The 22,579-nt window shown below is 67.6% G+C and carries 18 protein-coding genes; 3 read left to right on the top strand and 15 right to left on the bottom strand.

Annotation, left to right across the window (positions count from 1 at the left end; genetic code table 11):
- Nucleotides 1–55: 55 nt before the first annotated feature.
- Nucleotides 56–1,621, bottom strand: a complete 1,566-nt coding sequence (locus ACZ1JS_RS07465; protein ID WP_465168386.1) for a histidine kinase famiy protein — start codon at nucleotides 1,619–1,621, stop codon at nucleotides 56–58.
- Between the two features lie 174 nt (nucleotides 1,622–1,795).
- Here ACZ1JS_RS07465 and ACZ1JS_RS07460 point away from each other — a divergent pair, with 174 nt between their 5' ends.
- A complete protein-coding gene (locus ACZ1JS_RS07460) occupies nucleotides 1,796–2,650 on the top strand; it encodes an oxygenase MpaB family protein (RefSeq protein ID WP_465168385.1) in 855 nt (284 codons plus the stop codon).
- On the opposite strand, the gene ACZ1JS_RS07455 is transcribed toward ACZ1JS_RS07460, so the two are convergent.
- Both ACZ1JS_RS07455 and ACZ1JS_RS07450 read right to left on the bottom strand, forming a co-directional pair.
- Complete coding sequence (locus ACZ1JS_RS07455) at nucleotides 2,647–4,701, bottom strand: NAD(+) synthase (RefSeq protein WP_465168384.1); 2,055 nt, start codon at nucleotides 4,699–4,701, stop codon at nucleotides 2,647–2,649. The two genes, ACZ1JS_RS07460 and ACZ1JS_RS07455, sit on opposite strands and share 4 nt — an antisense overlap.
- 327 nt (nucleotides 4,702–5,028) lie before the next feature.
- Nucleotides 5,029–5,736, bottom strand: a complete 708-nt coding sequence (locus tag ACZ1JS_RS07450; RefSeq protein WP_465168383.1) for a murein L,D-transpeptidase catalytic domain family protein — start codon at nucleotides 5,734–5,736, stop codon at nucleotides 5,029–5,031.
- 177 nt (nucleotides 5,737–5,913) lie between these two features.
- On the opposite strand from ACZ1JS_RS07450, the gene ACZ1JS_RS07445 reads away from it, so the two are divergent.
- Together ACZ1JS_RS07445 and ACZ1JS_RS07440 are read left to right on the top strand one after the other, a co-directional pair.
- Nucleotides 5,914–6,525, top strand: coding sequence for a L,D-transpeptidase family protein (locus ACZ1JS_RS07445; protein ID WP_465168382.1), 612 nt, complete (start codon nucleotides 5,914–5,916; stop codon nucleotides 6,523–6,525).
- The gene (locus ACZ1JS_RS07440; protein WP_465168381.1) at nucleotides 6,509–7,267 is read left to right on the top strand and encodes a hypothetical protein; all 759 of its coding nucleotides are present in this window, start codon (nucleotides 6,509–6,511) and stop codon (nucleotides 7,265–7,267) included. Before ACZ1JS_RS07445 ends, ACZ1JS_RS07440 begins: the two co-directional genes overlap by 17 nt.
- Here the strand turns inward: ACZ1JS_RS07440 and ACZ1JS_RS07435 are convergent.
- From ACZ1JS_RS07435 to ACZ1JS_RS07380, 12 genes are all read right to left on the bottom strand, one after another.
- Complete coding sequence (locus ACZ1JS_RS07435; protein WP_465168380.1) at nucleotides 7,242–9,041, bottom strand: response regulator; 1,800 nt, start codon at nucleotides 9,039–9,041, stop codon at nucleotides 7,242–7,244. The two genes, ACZ1JS_RS07440 and ACZ1JS_RS07435, sit on opposite strands and share 26 nt — an antisense overlap.
- Nucleotides 9,041–10,684: a response regulator gene (locus ACZ1JS_RS07430; RefSeq protein ID WP_465168379.1), complete on the bottom strand. Its 1,644-nt coding sequence runs from the start codon at nucleotides 10,682–10,684 to the stop codon at nucleotides 9,041–9,043. The genes ACZ1JS_RS07435 and ACZ1JS_RS07430 overlap by 1 nt, the downstream gene beginning before the upstream one ends.
- The gene (locus tag ACZ1JS_RS07425) at nucleotides 10,684–11,724 is read right to left on the bottom strand and encodes a chemotaxis protein CheB (RefSeq protein ID WP_465168378.1); all 1,041 of its coding nucleotides are present in this window, start codon (nucleotides 11,722–11,724) and stop codon (nucleotides 10,684–10,686) included. Before ACZ1JS_RS07425 ends, ACZ1JS_RS07430 begins: the two co-directional genes overlap by 1 nt.
- 7 nt (nucleotides 11,725–11,731) lie before the next feature.
- Nucleotides 11,732–13,735: a hybrid sensor histidine kinase/response regulator gene (locus tag ACZ1JS_RS07420; protein WP_465168377.1), complete on the bottom strand. Its 2,004-nt coding sequence runs from the start codon at nucleotides 13,733–13,735 to the stop codon at nucleotides 11,732–11,734.
- Nucleotides 13,736–13,738: 3 nt separating this feature from the next.
- Nucleotides 13,739–15,397 carry a methyl-accepting chemotaxis protein gene (locus tag ACZ1JS_RS07415; RefSeq protein ID WP_465168376.1) on the bottom strand — a complete coding sequence of 553 codons (1,659 nt, stop codon included), beginning with the start codon at nucleotides 15,395–15,397 and terminating at the stop codon, nucleotides 13,739–13,741.
- Nucleotides 15,398–15,400: 3 nt separating this feature from the next.
- A complete protein-coding gene (locus ACZ1JS_RS07410; RefSeq protein WP_465168375.1) occupies nucleotides 15,401–15,913 on the bottom strand; it encodes a chemotaxis protein CheW in 513 nt (170 codons plus the stop codon).
- Nucleotides 15,910–17,175 carry a CheR family methyltransferase gene (locus ACZ1JS_RS07405; RefSeq protein WP_465168374.1) on the bottom strand — a complete coding sequence of 422 codons (1,266 nt, stop codon included), beginning with the start codon at nucleotides 17,173–17,175 and terminating at the stop codon, nucleotides 15,910–15,912. Before ACZ1JS_RS07405 ends, ACZ1JS_RS07410 begins: the two co-directional genes overlap by 4 nt.
- The gene (locus ACZ1JS_RS07400) at nucleotides 17,172–17,645 is read right to left on the bottom strand and encodes a chemotaxis protein CheW (protein WP_465168373.1); all 474 of its coding nucleotides are present in this window, start codon (nucleotides 17,643–17,645) and stop codon (nucleotides 17,172–17,174) included. Before ACZ1JS_RS07400 ends, ACZ1JS_RS07405 begins: the two co-directional genes overlap by 4 nt.
- A gap of 32 nt (nucleotides 17,646–17,677) precedes the next feature.
- A complete protein-coding gene (mobA, locus tag ACZ1JS_RS07395) occupies nucleotides 17,678–18,217 on the bottom strand; it encodes a molybdenum cofactor guanylyltransferase (protein ID WP_465168372.1) in 540 nt (179 codons plus the stop codon).
- The gene (fdhD, locus tag ACZ1JS_RS07390; protein ID WP_465168371.1) at nucleotides 18,214–18,993 is read right to left on the bottom strand and encodes a formate dehydrogenase accessory sulfurtransferase FdhD; all 780 of its coding nucleotides are present in this window, start codon (nucleotides 18,991–18,993) and stop codon (nucleotides 18,214–18,216) included. The genes mobA and fdhD overlap by 4 nt, the downstream gene beginning before the upstream one ends.
- On the bottom strand, nucleotides 18,990–21,269 hold the full coding sequence (locus ACZ1JS_RS07385) for an FdhF/YdeP family oxidoreductase (protein ID WP_465168370.1): 2,280 nt from the start codon (nucleotides 21,267–21,269) through the stop codon (nucleotides 18,990–18,992). The genes fdhD and ACZ1JS_RS07385 overlap by 4 nt, the downstream gene beginning before the upstream one ends.
- A 62-nt stretch (nucleotides 21,270–21,331) precedes the next feature.
- Entirely contained in the window at nucleotides 21,332–22,516 is a 1,185-nt protein-coding gene (locus ACZ1JS_RS07380; protein ID WP_465168369.1) for an acetyl-CoA C-acyltransferase, read from the bottom strand.
- Nucleotides 22,517–22,579 lie beyond the last annotated feature (63 nt).

Below are 22,579 nucleotides of genomic sequence, written 5' to 3'. Positions count from 1 at the left end.
CGTCGACGAAGTTCGCAGCGGGAAGTGTTTGCAGTAAAAGGACTAGCGCGTTCGATCAACCGGCTCCCGTCGGGCCGTCCAGCACATGACGCACGCGCCCTGCCAGATCGGGACGTTTATAGGGTTTGCCGATCAGGTCGAACTCGGTTCCGCGCGCATCGACCCGCTCGATCGATGCCTCGGCATAGCCGGTGGTCAACAACACCTTCAGTCGGGGCCGCTGCCGCCGGGCTTCGCGCGCCAGCATCACCCCGTTCATCCCGCCGGGCATGATGAGGTCGGTGAACAGCAGATCGATCGGCGTTCCGCGTTCGAGTATCTCGATCGCTTCGGGGCCGTTGCCGGCGCGCAGGACCGTATAGCCGAAATCGTTCAGGATCGCTTCGGCCAAATCGCCGACATCGGGCTGATCCTCGACCACCAGGATCGTCTCGTGGCCCCGCGAGTCGCGCTCGCTATGCGTACGGCGGCGGCGGATCGGTTCGGCGGCATCGCTCGCGGCGGGGAATAGCAGGTGGACGGTCGTGCCCTTGCCTTCCTCCGACTCGATCTTCAGCGCGCCATCGGACTGTTTCATGAAGCCATAGACCATCGACAGACCAAGGCCCGGACCTTGCCCCTGATCCTTGGTCGTGAAGAATGGTTCGGTCACCCGCGCAAGTATGTCGGGCGCCATGCCCGGTCCGGTATCGGCGATCGACAGTCCGATATACTGGCCCTGGCGCGCGTCGGAGAAACGGGGATCGGTGCCGTCGACGCAGACATGCTCGGCGGTGATCGTCACCTTTCCGCCGCCGGGCATGGCGTCGCGGGCGTTCGTCAGGATGTTCAGGATCGCGGTTTCCGCCTGGACCGGATCGATCCGCGCATTGCAGTCGCTGCCGCACGGGATCACCTCGATCGCGATCTCCGCCGATCCGATCGTGCGTTTCAGCATCGGCAGCAGATTCCTGATCAGATCGTCGATACTGGTCACCCGGCCCGACAGTTTCTGCCTGCGCGAGAACGCCAGCAATTGCTGCGTCAGTTCCGCGCCGCGCTCCGCCGCCTCGACCACCGCGCGGAGCGACCGGGTGGTGCGGACCGGATCGATCGGTTTTTCGCGACTGCGCTCGACCTGGGTCAGCACGACATCGGTGAACCCTTGAATGACCGTCAGGAGATTGTTGAAATCATGCGCAATCCCCCCGGTCAGTTGGCCCACCGCCTCCATTTTCTGCGCCTGCCGTAATCCTTCCTCGGCATCGCGCCGGCGGGTGACGTCGAGTTGCGAGGCGAAATAGTAGCGAAGCTCGCCATCGCCATCGAGCACGGGCGAAATGAACAGCGCGTTCCAGAAGGCGCTGCCGTTCTTCTTATAATTGATGATTTCGACCGACGTCTCGCGGCGCCGGCGGATCGCTTCGGAAACCTCGGCGACGGTGTCCGGATCGGTATCGGGTCCCTGCAGGAACCGGCAGTTCCGCCCCAGCACCTCGTTCGCGGCATAGCCGGTCATCTGGAGGAAGGCAGGATTGGCGAAGATGATCGGATTGTCGTCCTGTCGGGGATCGGTCACGATCATCGGCATCCGCGTGGTCTTGACCGCCGCGAAGAAGATGCCGTTCGCCGGGTCGCGCATGTCTCCCTCCGCCATCGCCGGCTGGCGATGCACGGGATCGAGGGGCTTTTCCGGACTGGACGGCGAATGCATGGGCGAGGTCTACCGGTTCGAGTTCTTGGCTAAAGATCGCCAACGGCGGCTTTGGTTCCGCGCGGACGGACCCGGATCGCCGCGCCGCTCGTTGCATCGCATATGAACCCCGTCCGCCAAGCCATTGCCCGACAGGTCCGCGCACTGACCGGGGCGGGGGACGGCGCGATCGACCTGACCCGTCCGCCCGGCGATAACGGCCTGTTCGGCCCGCAATCGGTAAGCTGGCGCGTGCATGGCGATTTTTCTTCGATGATGATCGGCGGTACGGCGGCGCTGCTGGTACAGATGCTTCATCCCGGCGCACTGGCCGGCGTGTGGGACCACAGCAATTTCCAGCGTGACATGCTCGGTCGGCTGAAACGGACCGCACAGTTCATCGCTGCCACCACCTATGGCAGCACCGCCGAGGCCGAACGGCTGATCGGACGGGTGCGGCAGATCCATGACCGGGTGCACGGGGTACTGCCCGACGGCACGTCGTACGACGCCAACGACCCGCACCTGCTGACCTGGGTGCATGTCGCCGAGACCGATTCATTCCTGCGCGCTTATCTGCGCTATCGCGATCCGAACCTGTCGCGCGCCGATCAGGATCGCTATTTCGCCGAAAACGTCGTGGTGGCCGAACGGTTGGGTGCGACCAATGTCCCCGATAGCCGGGCGGCGGTCGATGCGTGGCTGCTGGCGGTCCGGCGCGAACTGCGCTGCGACGAACGCACCCGGACGGTGCGCGACGCGCTGCTATACCAGCCCTTGCCCAATCCGCTGCTGAAGGGGTTCGGCGCGCTCAATACCGCCGCGGCGATCGACCTGTTGCCGCCATGGGCGCGGGCGATGCTCGAATTGCAGCCGCACAGCGTCGGCGTCCGCACCGGCGCGCACGGCATGGCGCGGGTGTTGCGCTGGGCGCTGGGCGGATCGGCATCCGAACGGACGGCACGGGCGCAGGGTTAGAGCGGCGGCAACCCCGCCCGCAACTCCGCTACCCATGGCCCGGCGACGCCATCCGAGGGCGCCCGCCAGTCGCCGCGCGGCGACAGCGCGCCGCCGCCCGATACCTTTGGCCCGTTGGGCAATGCCGATCGCTTGAACTGGCTGGTCTGGAAGAAGCGCCACAGGAACTTCTCCAGCCACGCCGCGATCGTCGGCAGGTCGTAGCTGCCCTTCGCCTCTTCCGGGAAATCGATCGGCCAGCGCCCCGCCGCCGCATCGCGCCAAGCGTGCCAGCACAGGAACGCAATCTTCGACGGCCGCATCCCGTAACGCACGACATGGTGCAGGAAGAAATCGTTCAGCGCATAGGGGCCGACCCGGTCCTCGGTGCTCTGCATCCTGCCCGACGAATCCGCCGGCACCAGCTCGGGCGAAATCTCGGTATTCAGGATCGCGTCCAGCACCGCATCGGTATCGGCATCGAACTGATCGGTGCGGATCGCCCAGCGGATCAGATACTGGATCAGCGTCTTGGGCACGCCGGCATTGACGCCGTAATGGCTCATATGGTCGCCGACGCCATAGGTGCACCAACCCAGCGCCAGTTCGGACAGGTCGCCGGTGCCGAGCACCAGCGCCTGCCGCTGATTGGCCAGCCGGAACAGATAATCGGTGCGCAGCCCCGCCTGCACATTCTCGAACGTCACGTCATAGACCGGCTCGCCCTTGGCAAAGGGGTGGTCCATATCGGCCAGCATCTGCGTCGCGGCGGGACGGATGTCGATCTCGTCGCCGGTGATGCCCAGCGCGCGCATCAGCTTCCACGCATTGCTCTTGGTCGCCTCGCCGGTCGCGAAGCCCGGCATGGTGAAGCCGAGAATATCGGTGCGCGGTCGCTCCAGCCGGTCGAACGCCTTGGCCGCGACGATCAGCGCATGGGTCGAATCGAGCCCGCCCGATACGCCGATCACCAGCCGCTTGGTCCCCGACGCGACCAGCCGCTGGCGCAGCCCCTCGACCTGGATGTTGAATGCTTCGTAGCAATCCTCGTCCAGCCGGTCGGGCGTGTTGGGTACGAAGGGATAGCGGCGCACCGGTCGCAACAGTCCGATATCGTCGCCAGCCGGCGCATGGTCGAACCCGATCCGGCGGAAGCGGGTTTCGGGATGGCCGCTGGCGGTGGCGCAGTCGTTGAACGTGCCGGTCCGCATCCGCTCCAGCCGCAACCGCTCCAGATCGACATCGGCATAGACGATACCGGCCGCATGATCGAACCGGTCGGAGACGACCAGCAACTCGCCCAGTTCATGGACGCTGCCCTGTCCGTCCCAGGAAAGGTCGGTCGTGCTTTCGCCCATGCCCGCCGCCGAATAGACATAGGCCGAGATCGTCCGCGCCGATTGCGACGCGCACAGCATGTCGCGTTCGCGCGCCTTGCCGATGACGATGTTCGATGCAGACAGGTTGCACAGCACCAGTGCCCCGGCCATGGCGCCCGCCGTCGACGGGGGCAGGGGGGACCAGAAATCCTCGCAAATTTCGGCATGGAACACGAAATCGGGAAGGTCGTCGGCTGCAAAGATCAGGTCGGTCCCGAACGGTACCTCCTGCCCCGCGACGCGCATCGTCAGCCCGGTCAGCCCGGCACCGGGCGCGAACCAGCGTTTCTCATAATATTCGCGGTAATTGGGCAGATAGGTTTTCGGCACCACGCCCAGGATGCGCCCCCGCGCCACCACCACCGCGCAATTATACAGCCGCCCGTTGCGCCGCAGCGCCGCGCCCAGCAGTAGGGCTGGGCTGAGCTCGGCACTGGCCGCGACGACCTCCGCCAGCGCCGTCTCGGTCGCGTCGCACAGCGCGTCCTGCAGATGCAGGTCGTCGATCGCATAGGAGGTGAGGTTCAGTTCGGGAAAGACCAGCAGGTCGGCGCCGGCATCATCGCCTGCACGCGCCAGCGCGATCGCGGCCCGGCCGTTGGCGGCCGGATCGCCGACGCTCGCCAGCGGGGTGCAGGCCCCGACGCGAAGCAGGCCGTGGGTGTGGATCGAATTAAACGGGTGCGCGGTCATGGGCCGCAACGTAGGGGACGGCGCCGGAAAGGGAAACCGGGTCTTTCGATCGGTGCGACCCGTTGTCGCTTAACCCACTGATATTCAAACAACAGCCGTAGTCAGGCAGGTGCGGACCCTCGCGGACTTTGCCGCAGCTCTACTGGGTTCAGCCAAAACCTCGCGAACGTCCATCGCCCCGTATCCCCGCGAAGGCGGGGACCCAGGGCCAGAAGTACGACCGTTCGTTTTACGTGACTCTGGACCCACGCCTGCGCGGGGGTACGGACGGGAAGGGGGTAGAATGGGACTTTTACGGCGGTTTGGGTAAAGTCCGGTAACGTTCAATCAAACCTTCGCCGCGTACAGCATCCGCCCTTCGCCGAGCAGGTCGAACACCCGCGCCAGATCGCCCTCGGCGACCGCGAAACAACCCTGGCTGCGGCCCAGCTTGCCATGCTGGGCGATCATTTCGGGGTTGGCGTACCAGGCACCGTGAATGACAATCGCGCGCATCAGCGCATTGTCGTTGGTATGGTCCAGCCCGACCAGACGCTGCGACCGGCCATGTTTGCCGACATAATAATTGTCGGTGACGAACGCGCCTTCCGACGTGGCGTTCGAATCGGGTACGTTGCTGAACCGGTCGAGCATGCCGCGATGGCGCGGGTCCGATCCGCTGCCGTGCGCCACGCGCATCGCCGATACGACGCCGCTATGCATATCGATGAACTGGAAACGCGGATGCGCCGAATCGAGCGCGAAATCGGCGATAGCGATACGGTCGGTCTTGCCGATCGCGCCGCCATGACGCTGCAAAGCGGCATGCGCGCGTTCGAACAGGCCGGCATTGACCGTCGGCGGTGCCAGCATCTTCTTGACCGGGGCGGCGGGAAGCGGCGCCGATGCCAGTCGCTGCGGCACCGGTGCGACCGGCAGGTTCTGCGCGACGGGCACGATCGCATTCTTGGTGCAGCCCTGTGCCAGCACGAGCCCGGCAAGGCCCCCTGCCGCCTTCAGCACCGCCCGTCGCGATCGAACCGCTTCGTCTTGCATCCAAATCCTCGTTTAACCGTTATGGCTCCCCCAGATACGGGACGAGGCGGTTCCAATCAATTAACGCCGGGTAATAGGCGCCGTCACTGGTCGCGATGATGCCACGGGCGGTCGACTCCGTTGCAACCGATACCGCATGGATTTGCGTTCGCCGCGCCGCTGGCGGATAGTCGATGCATGAACGTCGCACTCCGCCTCGGCCTGTGTCTGGCGCTGTTGCCCTCCTCGGCACTGGCGCAGCGAAGCGATGCGCTGGCCGTCGAGCGCGCGGCGCTGGCCATGCGGCCGGGGGCGCATCGCTGGGCCGATGATCCGCGCCTGCCCGGACCGGTGAGCGTCGTCGTCAGCGTGCCGATGCAGATGATGTTCGTCTATCGCGGCGACGTGCTGATCGGCGCGTCGACGGTATCGACCGGCAAGCCGGGCAAGACCACGCCGATCGGCGAATATACCATCCTTCAGAAGCGGCCGTTCCACCGCTCCAACCTGTACGACAATGCACCGATGCCGTTCATGCAGCGACTGACCTGGGATGGCGTGGCGCTGCATGCCGGCAACCTGCCGGGCTTTCCTGCGTCGCATGGCTGTATCCGCATCCCGACCGCCTTCGCTCGTGCATTGTTCGCTGCGACAGCGCTGGGCGGGCAGGTGGCGGTGGTGAACGCCGTCATCGCCTTTCCCGCCTATCGCCCCGCCGATCCGGTCCCGCGGCTGGAGGCGGAGGTGGCAATGCTCGCCGGTCGCGACGACCGGGTCAGCATGGGAGGCCGGCGTGCCGAACCGCGCTAGCATCGGTATCTCGGTCATCGTCCTGTGGCTGGCCGGCTGCAACGACCGTCGCGACCCCGCGCCTGCCCCGCCGCCGCAGCCGACCGCGACGCGGCAGCCGACCGCGACCTCGCAGCCGATCACCTCGACGGTACCCGACCGGATCACGGTGACGACCAACGAACCCTTTTATTCGGCCAAGGTAGCCGCAGACGCCGTGGTGCTGACCGGGGTCGACCTGCCCGAGCGTCGCCTGAAGATCGTCGATCGTACCATCGCCGCCGATCGCCGTAGCTGGACCGCGCGCGACGATCGCGGGACCGTGATCGTCAATGTGGTTCGGAGCGCCTGCGAAGACGACATGTCAGGGGCACCGCGGGACTTTACCGGGACCTTGGCCTTTGGCGACCGGACCGTGCGCGGCTGTGCCTTCACCGGCACGCCGGCACCGCCACCCACCGAGACGGCAGCGACCATCCCCGCGACCTTCCTCGGCGAATGGAATATCGATGTCGCCGCCTGCGCCCGCCCGGCGGCCTCGATCGAGGGGGTGCGGGTCACGCCGTCCGAAATCCTGTTTCATGAAAGCGCCGGCCGGGTGACGAACGTCGAACCGCTTGCGCCCGACCGTATTCGGATCACCGCCGAGTATGATGGTGAGGGCGAACGTTGGACCGCGACTCAGACGCTGCGCGTAACCGGCGACCGGCTGACCATCACCACCGACGGCCGGCCGATCAGCCGCGTACGCTGTCCGAACTAGTCAGCGCTGCCGCGATCGCCGCGTGCAACTGGTCGCCGGTGAACGGTTTGGTCAGTACCGGCAATCCGACCGGCGTGTCACCGATCTCGGCGAAGCCGGTGATCAGCAGCACCGGCACGTCGGGACAGCAGCACCGAACCCGGTTGGCGACGTCGATCCCCGACAGATCGGGCATGGCGAAGTCGGTCAGCACCAGGTCGAACCGCGCGCCCGCCTCCAGCGCCTCGACCGCCGCGCGGGCCGATCCCTGTACGGTGACGCTGTGCCCGACCGCCTCCAGTTGCGCGGCGACCACGGCGCGGACTTCGGCATCGTCTTCGACCAGCAACAGCCTGCGCGGCGTCACGGCATGCGGATCGGGCAAGGCGGTGGTCGCGCTATCGGCCTCGACACGAGGCAGCCACAAATGGATCGTCGTACCCTGACCGACGACGCTATCGATCGTCACCTCGCCACCTGCCGCGCGGGCCATTGCCCGCACCATCGGCAGGCCAAGTCCGGTCCCGGCCCCTTGCGCCTTGGTAGTGAAGAACGGCTCGAACACGCGTTCGCGCACCGCATCGTCGATGCCGCTACCGGTATCGCTGACGGAGATGCGGACGAACGGTCCGCGCAATTCGGGCAGTTGCGCGGCGGCATCGACGATATTCTCGGTCGCGATGCCGACGGTTCCGTCGCCGTCCATCGCGTCGCGTGCGTTGATGGCGAGGTTCAACAGGGCCAGTTCGAACTGCCCCGGATCGGTGCGCACCGACCAGGGCTCCTCGGCGAAACGATAGGCGACGCGGATGCGTCCGGCGGTGGTCCGCAGGATCAGCTCCTCGATCGCGCGAATCGCCGCGTCGGGGCGGAAGACTTCGGCGGCAAGGTCGCGCTGGCGGCTGAAGCTGAGCAGGCGGCGGGTGATCGCGCTGCCACGACCGGCGGCTTCCCCGGCCGATGCCAGATAGCGCTTCAGCCGCTCGCGATCGTCGATGCGCCGTTCGGCCAGTTCCAGATTGCCGATGATCGCCGCCAGCAGGTTGTTGAAGTCATGGGCGATGCCGCCCGACAACGTGCCCAGCGCCTCCAGCTTTTCCGACTGATGGTGGCGCCGCTGCGCCAGCCGCCGATCGGTATCGTCCCGCTCGATCCGCAGCAGATAGCGGTCGTTCCCCGCCTGAAAGGGGATGCGCCGGACATGGGTCCACCGGTCGCCGCCGGGCATGGCGTGCTGGCGGTCCTCGTCATCGACCCGATCCTGCGCCAGCGCCGCCAGATCGCGCGCATCGACGCTCGCATCGCTTGCGCCGCGCACGATCCGCCCCTCCGCGTCGAGGATCGCGACCGTGTCGCCAGAACTGTCGGCAAGCCCGCGAAACGCGGCGCGCTCGAACGCCAGTGCGCGGCGCAGCGCATGGCGTTCGGCGGCGGCGGCGATCATCGCCGTCAGCGCCTCGGTATCCCACGGCTTGTTCGCATAGCCGCTGATCGCACCCTCGTTGAGCGCCGCGACCACCGCCGACAGATCGGCATAGCCGGTCAGCAGGATCGCCTCGGCATCGGTCGCGGTGCGCGCCCGGGCGAGGAACTGGCTGCCGGTCAACTCGGGCATCCGCTGATCGGACACGATCACGGCGATGTCGGGATGGACCGCGATCATGCCCAGCGCCTCGACCGGCGAGGTGGTGGACAGGATGCGATACCGATCCTCGAGCAGGTCGGTCAGCGCGACGAGGATCTCGCGCTCGTCATCGACCAGCAGCAGCAGAGGCGGGGTACCGGCGGTTTCCATTATGACTGTTCCGGTATCCTGATCGCGAACGACGCGCCACCCCGTGCCGCACGTCCGATCTCGATCGTGCCACCATGCGATCGTACCACACCATAGGCGATGGCGAGACCCAGTCCGGTACCGGCCCCGACATCCTTGGTCGTGAAGAACGGTTCGAACACCCGCTCGCGCTTGTCTTCGGGAATGCCGGGGCCGTTATCATCGATTCGGATCAGATACTGGCCGTCCGCCGATCCGGTCGCGATCGCGATTTCCCCCGCCACCGGATCGACCGCATCGGCCGCGTTGGCGACGATGTTCATCACCACCTGATTGACCAGCGCCCCCGAGCATTCGAGCATCCGCGCCGGCCCATAATCGCGCACCACCCGCACCGTCCCCAGCCGGGGCGCCAACAGCGTCAGCACCGCATCGATCGCATCGGGAATATCGATTTGCGACACTTCGCCATCGTCGAGTCGCGAGAAGCGCCGGAGCTTCACCACCAGTTCCTGGATGCGGGTCAGTCCCGACCGGATCGAGCCCAGCCGGTCCGCCGCCTTGGTCAACAGCGTCGCCCGCGTCGCATCGTCGGCCTCGCGCGCCCCCGCCACCGCGCGTTCGACGGTCGCCTGATGCGCGAGGATGAAGGCGAGCGGATTGTTGATCTCGTGCGCGATGCCCGCGACCAGTTCGCCCAGCGACGCCATCTTCGCCGATTGCACCAGCTGCGCCTGCGTCTCGCGCAGCAGGGCGTTGGCGCCGGCCAGCTCGGCATTGGCCCGCGCCAGCCGGTCGGCCGAATCGGCCTCCGCGCGCGCCTGTGCCAGCGCGATGGCCTGTGCCCGCTCGCGGGCGATGCCGGCCGCCTCTTCGTCGCGCGCCAGCTTGCGCCGGACGATGGCGCGGATGCGGACCAGCAGCATGTCGCCGTCGCTGCGCCGCGACACGACATCGTCAACGCCGGCGGCCAGCCCGGCCAGCATCGTCGCCGGTTCGGCATCGTCGGTCAGCGCGACCAGCGCCATCCCGCTCGCCCGCGCCACCCGGCATCCGTCGAGCCGGGCCGACAGCGCAAAATCGCGCTCGCGCTCGATGACCAGAATGCCGTCAATATCGTCCGCCTCGATCGCCGCCAGCGCCACCACCGGATCGGCGCAGCAATCGACCCGATACCCCTCCGCCGACAGCCGCCCGACCAGCGGATCGCGGTTCGCGTCATCGGTATCGAGCAGCATCAGCCGCGCCTGCCGCAGCGCCGGGGCCGGGCCGTCCTCGATCGGCCGTCCGCGCGTCTGGCGGAGCAGCGCGCGGATGCGCGACACGATCAACTCGCCACCGCCGCGCTTGGGCACATAGGCGTTGGCCCCGCTGTCGAGGCCCTGGCGTTCGACCTCCGACGCATCGTCGCCGGTCAGCATCAATATCGGCAGCGTCCGCGTCGCGCCGGTCTGCCGCACGATCCGCACCAGTTCGTCGCCGTTCATGCCTGGCAGCCGGTAGTCGACGACCAGCAAATCGGGGCGGGCATCGTTCAACGTCGCCAGCGCAGTTTCGGCATCGCGGGTCCGCGCGACCCGCAACCCGGCCCGCTCGAACATTCGGCGCAGTTGCAGCGCCTGTGTCTCCGAATCCTCGACCAGTAGGATCGACGCACCCTCCATTACCGGGTCCGTTCCAGCACGCGGCGGAGATGCGGCGCGATCAGGTCGAGCGGCAGCGACAATGCCCCCATCCGGTGCGCGGCGGCGGGCATGCCATAGACGACCGAACTGGTCGCATCCTCGGCCACCGCCTGTCCGCCCGCCGCCAGCAGCGCCTGTACGCCCACCGCGCCATCCTCGCCCATGCCGGTCAGCACCACCGCCATCGCCGCCCCGTCCAGCGCGCTGGCGCCGCTCTCGATCAGGCGGGTGGCCGACGGACGCTGGCCGTTGACCGGCGCATCGCGACCGACCAGCATCGTACCGCTGCGGCTGACGGTCAGGTGCGCGTCACCCGGCGCGACATGGATGCACCCCGCGCGCGGCGCTTCGCCATGTCCGGCGATCTCGACCCGCTGCGGCACGACGCTGTCGAGCCAGCTCGCAAAGCCGGTCATGAAGCTTGCCCCCATATGCTGGACCAGCAGCACCGGGACTGGCAGCTCGGCGGGCAGCGCCGCGAACAGCCGGGCAAGGGCAGGGGGGCCGCCCGTCGATGCCGCCACCAGCAACATTTGCGGCGCGCGCTGTCGCGATACCGATACCGGCAGCACCGGGGCGGTCCGCATCCGCCGCCGGACGACCGCCACCTCGCTCATGATCGCCAGTTGCGTGCGGATTTCCTGCGCGACCCGCGAATAGGCGGCATCGCCCAGCCCGACCGGCTTTTCCACGACCGACAGCGCCCCGGCGCGCAATGCGTCCATGCTGTTGCCCATCGCCCCGCCGTCCATGCTGGCGGAGATGACGACGATCGGAGTCGGGTGGTCGGCCATGATCCGCCGCGTCGCCTCCAGCCCGTCGATGCCGGGCAGGCGGATATCCATCGAAATGACGTCGGGCTGCACCACCGGCATCGCCGCGATCGCTTCCTCGGCATTGGCAAAGGCACCGGCGACGGTCAGCCGCGGATCGTCGTTGATGATGTGGGTCAGCAGCGTGCGGACGACGATCGAATCCTCGACGATCATCACGCGGGCCGGATGGGTACGATCGCGCATCGGCAGGTCAGATCAATTGCTGGACGACGGCGATCAACTTGCCCTGATCGAAGTCCTGCTTGGTGACATAGGCATCCGCGCCGAGGCTGAGGCCGCGTTCGATATCGTCGGGGCTGTTACGCGAGGTCATCATGACGACGGGTAAAGTTTTCAGTGCCGGATCGTTCCGTATCGCGGCAAGCAATCCGAACCCGTCCATGCGCGGCATTTCGACATCGGCCACGACCAGATCGATCGCATCGAGACCGGATCGCAACCGCTCGAGTCCCGCCAGCCCGTCGACCTCGATCAGTACCCGGTAACCCTGCGCTTCGAGGATGCTGCGCTCCAGCGTGCGGGTCGTGATCGAATCGTCGACGACCAGGATCGTGTGGCTGCTGGTATCCGGCGCGGCGGCGATCGCGATCGGCGGCCGGACGATGCCCGGCCGGTCGCGCACCAGTTGCGCCGGGTCGAGCACCAGCACGATTTCCCCGTTCAGCAGCACCGTGCCCAGCACCAGCGGCACATCGGCGGCGATCGCGGAGACATCACCGACCAGCAATGCCCGCACGTCGCTCAGCGCATCGACGACCAGCATCCGCCGGACGCCATCGGCCGCGATCAGCACCGCGGGCAGGGATCCGCTCGCTGCGCCATGCGCCACGCCCAGCACGTCGCCCAGACGACCGACCGGCACGGCTTCGCCATCGATGGTCAGCATCGTGTCGCCGCCGCTCGGGGTCAATTCGCTCGGGTCGATCCGCCGTACCTGCCTGACCGCATCGGACGGCAGCGCGACGCGCATGTCGCCGACCTCGACCAGCAACAAGGTCCGCCGGGTGAGCGCGACGGGCACCGCGATCGACACGACCGTTCCGCCAAGCGCACTACGCGCGATCGTCGCCGTTCCGTGCAGCCGCCGTGCGACCTCGGCGACGACCGACAGGCCGATGCCACGCCCGGCGACTTCGTCCAGACGGTCGGCGGTCGAAAATCCCTGTTCGAACAGCAGCGCGTGTAGCTGGGCTCCGCGCGGCGCCGGCGCGTCGGTGGCGATCAGCCCGGCGGCGCGTGCGCGCGCGACGATCGCGGCATCGTCCAGCCCCGCGCCGTCGTCGCGCACGGTGATCGTCATCCGCCCGCGATCGATCCGCGCGTCGACGGCGATGGTACCGGCATCCTCCTTGCCCGCGCGCCGCCGCACCGCCGGCGTCTCGATCCCGTGGCGGACGGCATTGCGCAGCAGGTGCAGCAACGGATCGCGCAGCGCGTTCAGTACCCGGCGATCGGCTTCGCCATCGCTGTCAGCCACCTGCAATCGCGCGATCTTGCCCTCGGCGGCGGCAAGGTCGCGGACCGCCCGCTCATGCCCGTCGAACAGTGTCGCGACCGGTTGCAGCAACAGCCGCTCGCCATCGCGCTCCAGCTCGGCGCTCGACCGGTCGAGCGCGTCGCGCAGCCGACCGTGCAGCCGACGGATGCGGTCGAGTTCGCCGGTTGCCTGCCGCAACCGTCGCGCCGTCTCGCTATCGCCGCCCATGGCCAGCAACGGGTGCAGCGCCGCCAGATCCTCGGCAAGCGCGTCCAGCCGCTCGGCGACCTGTCCCTGTTCGGCGACCTGCGTCGCCATGACGTGCAGCGACCGGCCGAGTCGTTCGACGCGGTGCCCCGCGATCGCGACCCGGCGTTCGGGCTCATGGTCGCGCGTCGCCTCGACCGATGGGGGCGCGGCGCCGTCCTCGATCGCATCGGCCAGCGTCCGCAATTCGGCGATGGCGGCGGCATCCAGCGCGCGATCGCCGCGCTCAACCGCCAGCAACAGCGCCTCGGCCTCATGTGCCGCCGCCTCGGTCGCCGCCAGTTCGACGGCGCGCGCCGCCCCTTTCAGGCTATGTGCCCGCCGGCTGAACTCGCGCAGGTCGACCGGCCGCCCGGCATCGGCATCGGCCAGCGCCGCGCGGATGCCGGCCATATGCTCGGCCAGCTCCGACGCGAACGCCGCCATCAATTCGGCCTGCAATTCGTCCATGGCTTACAGCCGGTAGCGTTCGGTCAGCCCGACCAGCGTACGCGACAATTCGCCCAGATCGCCCGCCGCCTGGTCGAGCTGCCGGGTCGACGACGCGGTCTGCTGCGATGCCTCGCGGATGTTCTGCAGTGCGATCGTCACCTGTTCGATGCCGATCTGCTGCTGGTTGGTCGACGCCACGATCTGCTGGAACGTCTGGACGTTTTCCTGCACCCGCGTCGCCAGTTCCTCGATCGCGGCATGGCCGGCATCGGTCCGCTCCTTGCCCGATGCGACGCGCTTGACCGCTTCCTCGGTCAGCATCACCGACGAATTGATACCGCGCTGGATATCGCCCAGGATCGACCGGACGTTGCGCGTCGCGCCCTTCGCCTGGTCGGCCAGCAGCTTCATCTCGGCCGCGACGATGGCGAAGCTGCGCCCCTGTTCGCCTGCCGCCGCCGCCTCGATCGACGCGTTCAGCGCCAGCAGGTGCGACCGTTCGGACACGTCGTTGACCGTGGCGATGATGTCGCCGATCGCCTGCGTCTTTTCCGACAGCGCGACGATGTTGGTCGCGACCGCTTCGGCCTGTTCGCGGATCGCGTCCATCGCCCGCGCGGTGTCGCCGACCGCGTTCAGCCCGGCATCGCTGACCTGTGCGGTTGCCTGTGCCTGCGCGATGACCTCCTGCGCGCGGCGGCTGATCTGCGCTCCGCTATGGGTGATTTCGTCGACGGTCGCGGCCGTTTCCTGCACCGCGGCCAGCTGTTCCTCGACCGATGCCGCCTGTTCCTGCGTCGATGCGCGGATTTCGTTGGTAGCGGCGTTCAGGTTGGTGGTCGCGGCGCGGTTCTGCGCGGCGATGGTGCGCAGTCCCGCGACCATCTCGTTCAACGTCCGCCCCAATTGGCCCAGCTCGTCCTTGCCGGTCGCATCGGTCGTGGTCGACAGGTCGCCGCCGCCGATCCGCCCGACAAACCCCATGAACTCGTCGAGCGGGCGGACGATCGACCGGCGGATGGCGATCGCGACGGCGACGCTGACCAGTATCGCGACGATCAGCCCGATGATGATCGATATGCGGCTGGCGGTGTAGACGTCGCGGGTCGCATCGCGGCCCTTTTCGATCGCGGCGTTCAGCGTCTCGCGCGCCTGCCCGACGCGGGCCACGGTCGCGGCATGGTCGCGAACGATCTCGTCCTCCGCCGCCAATACGCCCGCCCGGTCGCCCGCCTGGATCTCGGTCAGCTGCGTCTCGACATCGTTGCGGGTGCGGGCCAGCGCCCGACCGGCATCGCCCAGCTGGCGGCTCATGCGAGCCCATTGTTCGGACCGCAGGCCGGTGACGGCGTTGGCGCGATAGGTTTCGGCGGCGCGTTCCTGTTCGGCGATGCCGCGCGCGGCATCGTCGGCCGCCGCCCGCCAGCCGGCAATGGCTTCGCGCGTGCCGGCAGTGTCCCCGGTCAGGAACCCGCGAACCAGCGCCGCGCGCTGCTCGACCTTGCGCGACAAAGCGTGATCGATGCGGTTCAGCGCCTCCATCGACGACAGGTCGCGTTCGACGATCATGTCGACGGTCGATCGGACCTCGCCGATCTGGGTCAGCGCATAGAGGCCGAGGGCGAGCAGGATCGCGGTGAGTGCCGCGAAGCCGGCGGCGATCCGGGTGGAAACGGACAAACCTTATCCTTCCTGAAGACGGGCGGGGAGCAGTAGCTCGATCAGCAGCGCCGGGTCGATACGGGTCAGGCGCTCTCCGTCCCCTTCGACCAGACGCGACAAAGTTGGCGCCGTGTCGTGCAGCGGCGCATCGACCACGCCCAGCAGGGCATCGACCGCCAGCGCGATGCGCGGCGCGTCGTGGCGCAGGACGATCATCGCGGCGGGCGTGTCAACTTCGCGCGCCAGCAGCCCCGCCGGATCGAACAGATTCACCACCGCCCCCCGCCATGCCACCAGCCCCAGCAGGGCGGCCGGACCATGTGGCACACGTGTAACCTTTGGCACCATCGCCACCGCCCGGACCTGCGCGATCGGCAGCCCATGCGGCACTCCGCCAAGCGCGAACGCCAGCAGCGTCTCGGTCGGCGTATCGCGCAGCGTCCGCTCCCCCGCCACCGCCCGCTGCCGCGCGCGCAGCACCGCCGCGACGGCATCGGCGTCCATCCCCTCGGCGACGATCGGCGGCGCGCTCACCGCGTGGTCCCGATGATATGCCGAATCGCGGCGGTCATCGCGCCTGCGGTCATGCCGTCGCCCTCGGCCAGTTCGGTCGCGGGATCGAGCGCAGCGGCGACGCGCAACGCGTTGGTCAGGCTGCGTTTCCCATCGGGCTGGCGTCCCTGCGCCAACAGATAGTGGCCGAACTGATAATGAGCCATCGCGAACGACCGGTCGAGATACAGCGCATCGCGAAACGCCCGCTCGGCCGAATCCTTGTCGCCGCTCGCCAGCGCGTCGAGCGCCGCGAAGTAGCGCGCGACCGCATCCGGCATCCGCTCGACGACGGGCGGCGGAACGGGCAGCGGCCTTGCCGCCACCACGCGCCGCTCCGGCACGGGGGGCGGCGGTGGCGGTGGCGGTGGCGGTGCGACGGCTAACGCCCCGACCGGCGCCGGCCGCTCGACCGAACCCTTTGGGCGATAGGCGAGCACCCCTCCGACTTGTACCGGATCGGCAACGGCATCGAACCCCGGATTGGGTTCTGCATGCCCCAGCAGCAGCAGCCCTTCGGGCGCGAGCCGCTCGACCAATGCCCCCACGACCGCGGTCGCATGTTCCTGCGCGAAATAGATCAGCACGTTGCGGCAAAGGATCAGGTCGTAATCGGTGAAGCCGAGCGCCCCCGTGCCGTCGATCATCGACATTAGATTATGCCGTTCGAACCGCGCCATGCCGCGATAGCGCTCCTTCAACCGGTAGCGTTCGCCGGTTCGGTCGAACAGCCGCGCGCGCTCGCCCTCGCCGACGGTGCGCAACGCCCAGGACGAATAATCCGCCTGCCGCGCCGCGTTCAGCGCCGCCTCGTCGATATCGGTACCGGTCAGCGCGATCCGCCATTCGCCGACCGCCTCGCCCAGCAGATCGGTCAGCACGATCGCGATCGAATGCGCCTCGGCCCCGGTCGAGCAGCCGACGCTCCAGATGCGCAGTCTTTTTTCGGCGGCATTGCGGCGGATGAGGCGCGGCAGGATGACGCCGCGCAACGCGTCGAACTGTTCGGCAAAGCGGAAGAAGAAGGTTTCGTTGATCGTCACCGCGCTTTCGAGCAACGGCCATTCGGCATCCTGCGGGTCGTGCAGCCGATCGCGATAGCGCGCGAGCGTCACGTCGCCGGTCTCGGCCATGCGATGCGCGATACGCTCGGCAAGCTGCGCATCCTTGTCGACATAATAATGATGGCCGGTTCGGGCGATCACCAGCGCCTTGACCGCCGCAAAGCCATCGTCATGAATCATGCCGCGCTCCACTGCTGGGCACGCGTAGCCGCCGCAGCGGTCAGCGTGGCGAGCATGGCGCGTTCGCTGTCGAGGAGCAGGCGATCCGGCGCGATGACATGCGCGATATCGTCCCCGATCATCAATTCGCCGATGATCGCCGCGTTCAGGCTGTGCGCGGACTGGATCGGCGCGACGTCGCCGGACACGACGTCCTCCGCCCGGTCGACGAGCAGGCACGGCCCGCCATCCCGCAGCCGCACCAGATGCGCGGACAGGGCGACGGTATCGACCCGCGCTGTCGGATCGAGCAACAGCAGCGGGGCGAGCACCGGCACCGGCGCACCCTGCAACAGGACGAAGCCCAGCACCGGCACCGGCAATCCCGGCGACGCATCGATCGGCAGCACAGGCAGCACCTCGCGAACTGCCGACAGGGGCAGCGCCAGACGGCTATCACCGATGCGCAGGATCAGGAACGATGCAGTCATCGCAACCGCTATATCGTGGGTGCGACCTGCTGTCAGTCGCGTTGCGCGCTGATCCGCGCGAGATCGTCCGGCGTGTTGACGTTGGCGATCTCGTCCGCGACCGTCACCGGCTCCGCCCCGATCCAGTCGGCGAAGGCCCGTACCGACCGCGATCCGCCACCATGCAGCATCGTGCGCAGCGTCGTATTCGCGTCGACCGGCCATAGCCCGACGACCGGCAGGTCGGGCAGATACGCAGCCGGACCCGCCGCCGCCAATCGCGCGCGCAAATCGCCCGGTACGAATGGCGTATCGCATGGCACGGTCAGGACATGCGTAAATCCTTCGGCACAGGCATGGTGCAGCGCCGCCGCGATCCCGCCGAGCGGCCCGAGATTTGGAGCGGGGCGGTCGGGAACCGCCTCCAGCCCCGGGTGCGTACGTCCCACGACGATCAGCGCATCGACCTGCGGCTCGACGGCGTCGGCGACATGATCGATCAGCGCGCGACCGCCGATCGCCGCCAACGCCTTGTCACTGCCGAAACGGCTCGATCGGCCGCCGGCAATGATCGCTCCCAGGACCCGTGTCATGATGCGAGCATCGCATCGGATCGGACCAGCGTCCGCAACGCCAGTCCGGCCGCTGCCGCGCGGTCCAGCGCCAGCGTCGTCGCGGCCGACAGCGTGGCGAGCATCGGGCATCCGGCAAGCACCGCCTTCTCGACCAGTTCGAACGAACAGCGCGACGACAGCAGCGCGAAGCCGCCGTCCCAGTCGTATCCGCCGCGGCGCATCGCCCCGATCAGCTTGTCGAACGCGTTGTGGCGGCCGACATCCTCGCGGACCAGCCGGATAGTGCCATCGGGCGCGCACAGCGCCGCGGCGTGGGTCGCTCCGGTCGCCTGCGCCAGCGGCTGGTGATCGCGCAGTGCAGCCGCGGCGGCGAAGAGTGCCGCATCGTCCGCCGTGGATCGGGCGGTGACGGTCGGCAACGGGCGCAGCGCCTGTTCGAGATTCTCGATCCCGCACAGTCCGCACGACGATTCGGATACGCGATGCCGGACGCGCTCGGCCACCCGGTCGTGACGCTCGGTCGCCAGCGTTACGCGCAGCAGCGTACCGGCATCGGTGGCGTGTGCATCGACGTCGATCAACTCTTCCGCCCGGTCGATCAGCCGTTCGGCCAGCACGAACCCAAGGGCCAAGTCGTCCAGATAGCTCGGCGTCGCCATCAGCACCGCATAGCCCAGTCCGTTCACCTCGACCGCGATCGGTGCTTCGACCGCGACGGCACGGTCGTGCCCGGTGCGTTTCCCGCCTGGTGCCAACCGGTCGAACTGCCGGATGGTCGTATCGCCGTGTATCATCCGGCGACGATGCGTACCGGCACCGCCTTGGCGGCCGGGGTCTGCGACGCATGGTCGTGCCAGCCGATCGGGATCAGCGGGTTGAGTTCGGGATAATAGCCCGCGACACAGCCATCGGGCAGGTCGAACGGCACGACTTTCAGTCCGGCGACGCGACGATCGACGCCATCCGGTGCGTCACCGATCAACGTCACCACCTGTCCCTTGTGCAAGCCGGCCTTGGCGATTTCGGCCGGGTTCATCATCAACACGTCGCGCGTCCCCGAAATGCCACGGAAGCGATCGTCATAGCCGTAAATCGTCGTGTTGAACTGATCGTTCGAACGGAGCGTCACGAGCCGATACCGTCCTGGCGCATCGTCGATCGTCGTTCCCGACAGCGAACGTGGCACGGTGAACTCCGCCTTGCCGCTTTCGGTCTTCCACACCCGCTCGCGCGCGGAATTGCCGCGGTAGAAGCCGCCGGGCGTGAACATGCGTTCCTCGAAGTCGTGAAACTCTTCGGGATAGGTCGCTTCGATCAGCTTGCGGATCTTCGCATAATCCCCGGTCCACCCGTCCCAGTCGACCTTCGGGTTCGGATCGAGCGTCGCCTTCGCCATGCCGGCGACGATCGCGACTTCGGATTTCAGATGCTCGCTCGCCGGTTCGTGCGTGGCGATCGACCCGTGGATATGGCTGAACGTATCCTCGATCGACACGATCTGTTCGCCGCCCGCCTGCTTGTCGACCTCGGTCCGGACGAGGCAGGGAAGAAGATAGGCGGTCTTGCCGTTGATGAGGTGGCTGCGGTTCAGCTTGGTCGCGATCTGGACGGTCAGGCGGATGTCGGGCCATGCCGCCTCGATCCGCTCCAGATCGGGGATCGCGCGCAGGAAATTGCCACCGAGCGAGACGAAGGCGTCAATCTCGCCCTTCAATATGTCTTCGCACGCGGTGACGGTATTGTGGCCATGCTCCATCGGCGGGTCGAAACCGAACAATTCGCGCAGCCGGTCCATCGGCACCAGTTCGGGCTTTTCGGAGATGCCGACGGTACGCTGGCCCTGCACGTTGCTGTGCCCGCGCACCGGCGACATGCCGGTCCCGACGCGGCCGATATTCCCCTTCATCAGCAGCAGGTTCACATAGGTCGCGACATTGTCGAACCCGTTGACCTGCTGGGTCAGGCCCATGCCGTAGATGCCGATCGTCCGATCCGCCTCGACATAGACTTGTCCCGCCGCCTCCAGATCGGCGCGCTTCAGTCCGCTCTCGCGTTCGATGTCCGCCCATTCGGTCGCGCGCACCATCGCTTCGAATTCGGGCCAACCATCGGTATGCTGCTCGATGAAATCGACGTCGAGGACGTGGACCTTGTGCTCGGCCCAGCTCTTGTCCTCGGCAGCCAGCACATGCTTGGCGAGACCGATCATGACCGCCACGTCGCCGCCGGGCCGGACCTGATGATATTGGCAGGAGATCTTCGTCTCGCTGCGCGTCGCCATCTCGAACGGGTTCTGCGGATCGGTGAAGGCGATCAGCCCCGGTTCCTTGACCGGGTTGAACGTCACCACCTTGCACCCGCGCTTCACCGCATCGCGCAAGGGGTGGAGGAAGCGCGGGCTGTTCGATCCGGTATTCTGCCCGAAGAAGAACATCGCGTCGCAATGTTCGAAATCGTCGAGGATCGACGTGCCGACCGGTGCGCCGATCGTCTTCTTCAGCGCGACCGACGTCGTCTCATGGCACATGTTCGAACTGTCGGGCAGGTTGTTATGCCCATAGAGCCGCGCGAACAGGGCGAAGAGATAGGAGGTTTCGAGGCTGGCCCGGCCCGAGGCGTAGAAGATCGCCTTCTTCGGATCGATCGCGCGCAACTCGGCACCGATCGCGGCAAAGGCTTCGTCCCAGCTGCATTCGACATAATGGTCGGTGGCATGGTCGTAACGCATCGGGTGGGTCAGCCGCCCCTGATGCTCCAGATCGAAATCCTTCCATCCCTTGAGTTCGCTGACCGAATGTTCGGCGAAGAATTCGGGCGTGCAGCGATTGGGCGTTAGGTCCCACAAGGTCGCCTTCGCCCCATTCTCGCAGAACTCGAAGGGGTGCGGTTCGGCCGGCTTGCCCCATGCGCAGGACGTACACATGAAGCCCTTGGGCTTGTTCTGGCGGGCAAGCTGGGCGAGCGCAGCGGGGCGGTTGCGTTCCTTGCCGAGGATTTTCGACATCCCCTTGACCGAACCCCAACCGCCGGCGGGGCCGTCATACCCCACCACATCATCGCGATCCGCCACATTCATCCCTTCGCCACGCCGTCTGGCGTAGGTACGCAGCAGGATGGACGAAGTTCCAGAAGTTAAAGGACCATTTCGACCGCGACTGCCGTGGCTTCGCCCCCGCCGATGCACAGCGACGCCATGCCGCGGCGCGATCCGCGCGTCTCCAGGGCCGACAGCAACGTCGCCAGGACACGCGCGCCGCTCGCCCCGATCGGATGGCCGAGCGCACAGGCGCCACCGTGCACGTTCACGATATCGTGCGCAAGGCCAAGGTCGTGCATCGCCGCCATCGTCACGCAGGCGAATGCCTCGTTGACCTCGAACAGGTCGACATCGCCGCTCGCCCAACCCGCCCGGTCGAGCGCACGGCGCATGGCGAAGACCGGGGCGGTCGCGAAGCGGGCCGGCGCATGGGCATGGCCCGCCTGCGCGACGATCCGCGCGACCGGGGTCAGGCCCAGCCGGTCGGCGACCGACGCGCGTGCCAGCACTAGCGCCGCCGCCCCGTCCGAGATCGACGATGCGTTGGCGGCGGTGATCGTGCCGTCCTTGGCAAAGGCGGGCTTGAGCGTCGGGATCTTCGACGCGTCGCCACGTGTCGGCTGTTCGTCGGTACGGATGGTCGTGCTGCCCTTGCGGCCGGCAATTTCGACCGGCACGATTTCCCGATCGAACGCACCCGAGGCCTGCGCCGCCTGCGCCCGGGTCAGCGAGGCGATGGCGAAGTCGTCCTGCATTTGCCGCGTAAAGCCATAGGCGGCGGCGGTTTCCTCGGCGAAGCTCCCCATCAGCCGGCCGGGTTCATAGGCGTCCTCCAGCCCGTCGAGATACATATGGTCGAGCAGCCGGTCGTGCCCGATCCGTGCGCCGCTGCGGTGCCGCTGCGACAGATAGGGGGCGTTGGTCATGCTCTCCATGCCGCCGGCGACGATGATGTCGGCCGATCCCGCGGCGAGGGTGTCGGCGGCCATCATCACCGCCTGCATCCCCGACCCGCACATCTTGTTGACGGTCGTCGCCTCGACATGCTGGGGCAGGCCGGCACCCAGCGCCGCCTGCCGCGCCGGTGCCTGGCCCAGACCGGCGGGCAGCACGCAGCCCATATAGATACGCTCGACCGCCTCCCCCGACAGGCCCGCGCGCGCCACCGCCGCGCCCACCGCCGCTGCGCCCAGTTCGGTCGCGCTCGCCCCGCTCAGCGACCCCTGAAAGCTGCCCATCGGGGTGCGGGCATAGGACAGGATGACGACGGGATCGGACATGCGGCTCTCCAACGGATTCTGGTTTCGTTTGATATCATATCTAGGGGCAAGGCCGCCGCCTCG

This window comes from Sphingomonas sp. BL-S-05, assembly GCF_055521695.1.
This window is presented reverse-complemented; position numbering and strand designations above follow the sequence as displayed.

Coding starts and splice junctions, on each gene's coding strand:
- ACZ1JS_RS07465 (WP_465168386.1), bottom strand. CDS start 1,621: ATGCGCGACCCGGCGAACGGCATCTTCTTCGCGGCGGTCAAGACCACG.
- ACZ1JS_RS07460 (WP_465168385.1), top strand. CDS start 1,796: ATGAACCCCGTCCGCCAAGCCATTGCCCGACAGGTCCGCGCACTGACC.
- ACZ1JS_RS07455 (WP_465168384.1), bottom strand. CDS start 4,701: ATGACCGCGCACCCGTTTAATTCGATCCACACCCACGGCCTGCTTCGC.
- ACZ1JS_RS07450 (WP_465168383.1), bottom strand. CDS start 5,736: ATGCAAGACGAAGCGGTTCGATCGCGACGGGCGGTGCTGAAGGCGGCA.
- ACZ1JS_RS07445 (WP_465168382.1), top strand. CDS start 5,914: ATGAACGTCGCACTCCGCCTCGGCCTGTGTCTGGCGCTGTTGCCCTCC.
- ACZ1JS_RS07435 (WP_465168380.1), bottom strand. CDS start 9,041: ATGGAAACCGCCGGTACCCCGCCTCTGCTGCTGCTGGTCGATGACGAG.
- ACZ1JS_RS07430 (WP_465168379.1), bottom strand. CDS start 10,684: ATGGAGGGTGCGTCGATCCTACTGGTCGAGGATTCGGAGACACAGGCG.
- ACZ1JS_RS07425 (WP_465168378.1), bottom strand. CDS start 11,724: ATGCGCGATCGTACCCATCCGGCCCGCGTGATGATCGTCGAGGATTCG.
- ACZ1JS_RS07420 (WP_465168377.1), bottom strand. CDS start 13,735: ATGGACGAATTGCAGGCCGAATTGATGGCGGCGTTCGCGTCGGAGCTG.
- ACZ1JS_RS07405 (WP_465168374.1), bottom strand. CDS start 17,175: ATGATTCATGACGATGGCTTTGCGGCGGTCAAGGCGCTGGTGATCGCC.
- ACZ1JS_RS07400 (WP_465168373.1), bottom strand. CDS start 17,645: ATGACTGCATCGTTCCTGATCCTGCGCATCGGTGATAGCCGTCTGGCG.
- mobA (WP_465168372.1), bottom strand. CDS start 18,217: ATGACACGGGTCCTGGGAGCGATCATTGCCGGCGGCCGATCGAGCCGT.
- fdhD (WP_465168371.1), bottom strand. CDS start 18,993: ATGATACACGGCGATACGACCATCCGGCAGTTCGACCGGTTGGCACCA.
- ACZ1JS_RS07380 (WP_465168369.1), bottom strand. CDS start 22,516: ATGTCCGATCCCGTCGTCATCCTGTCCTATGCCCGCACCCCGATGGGC.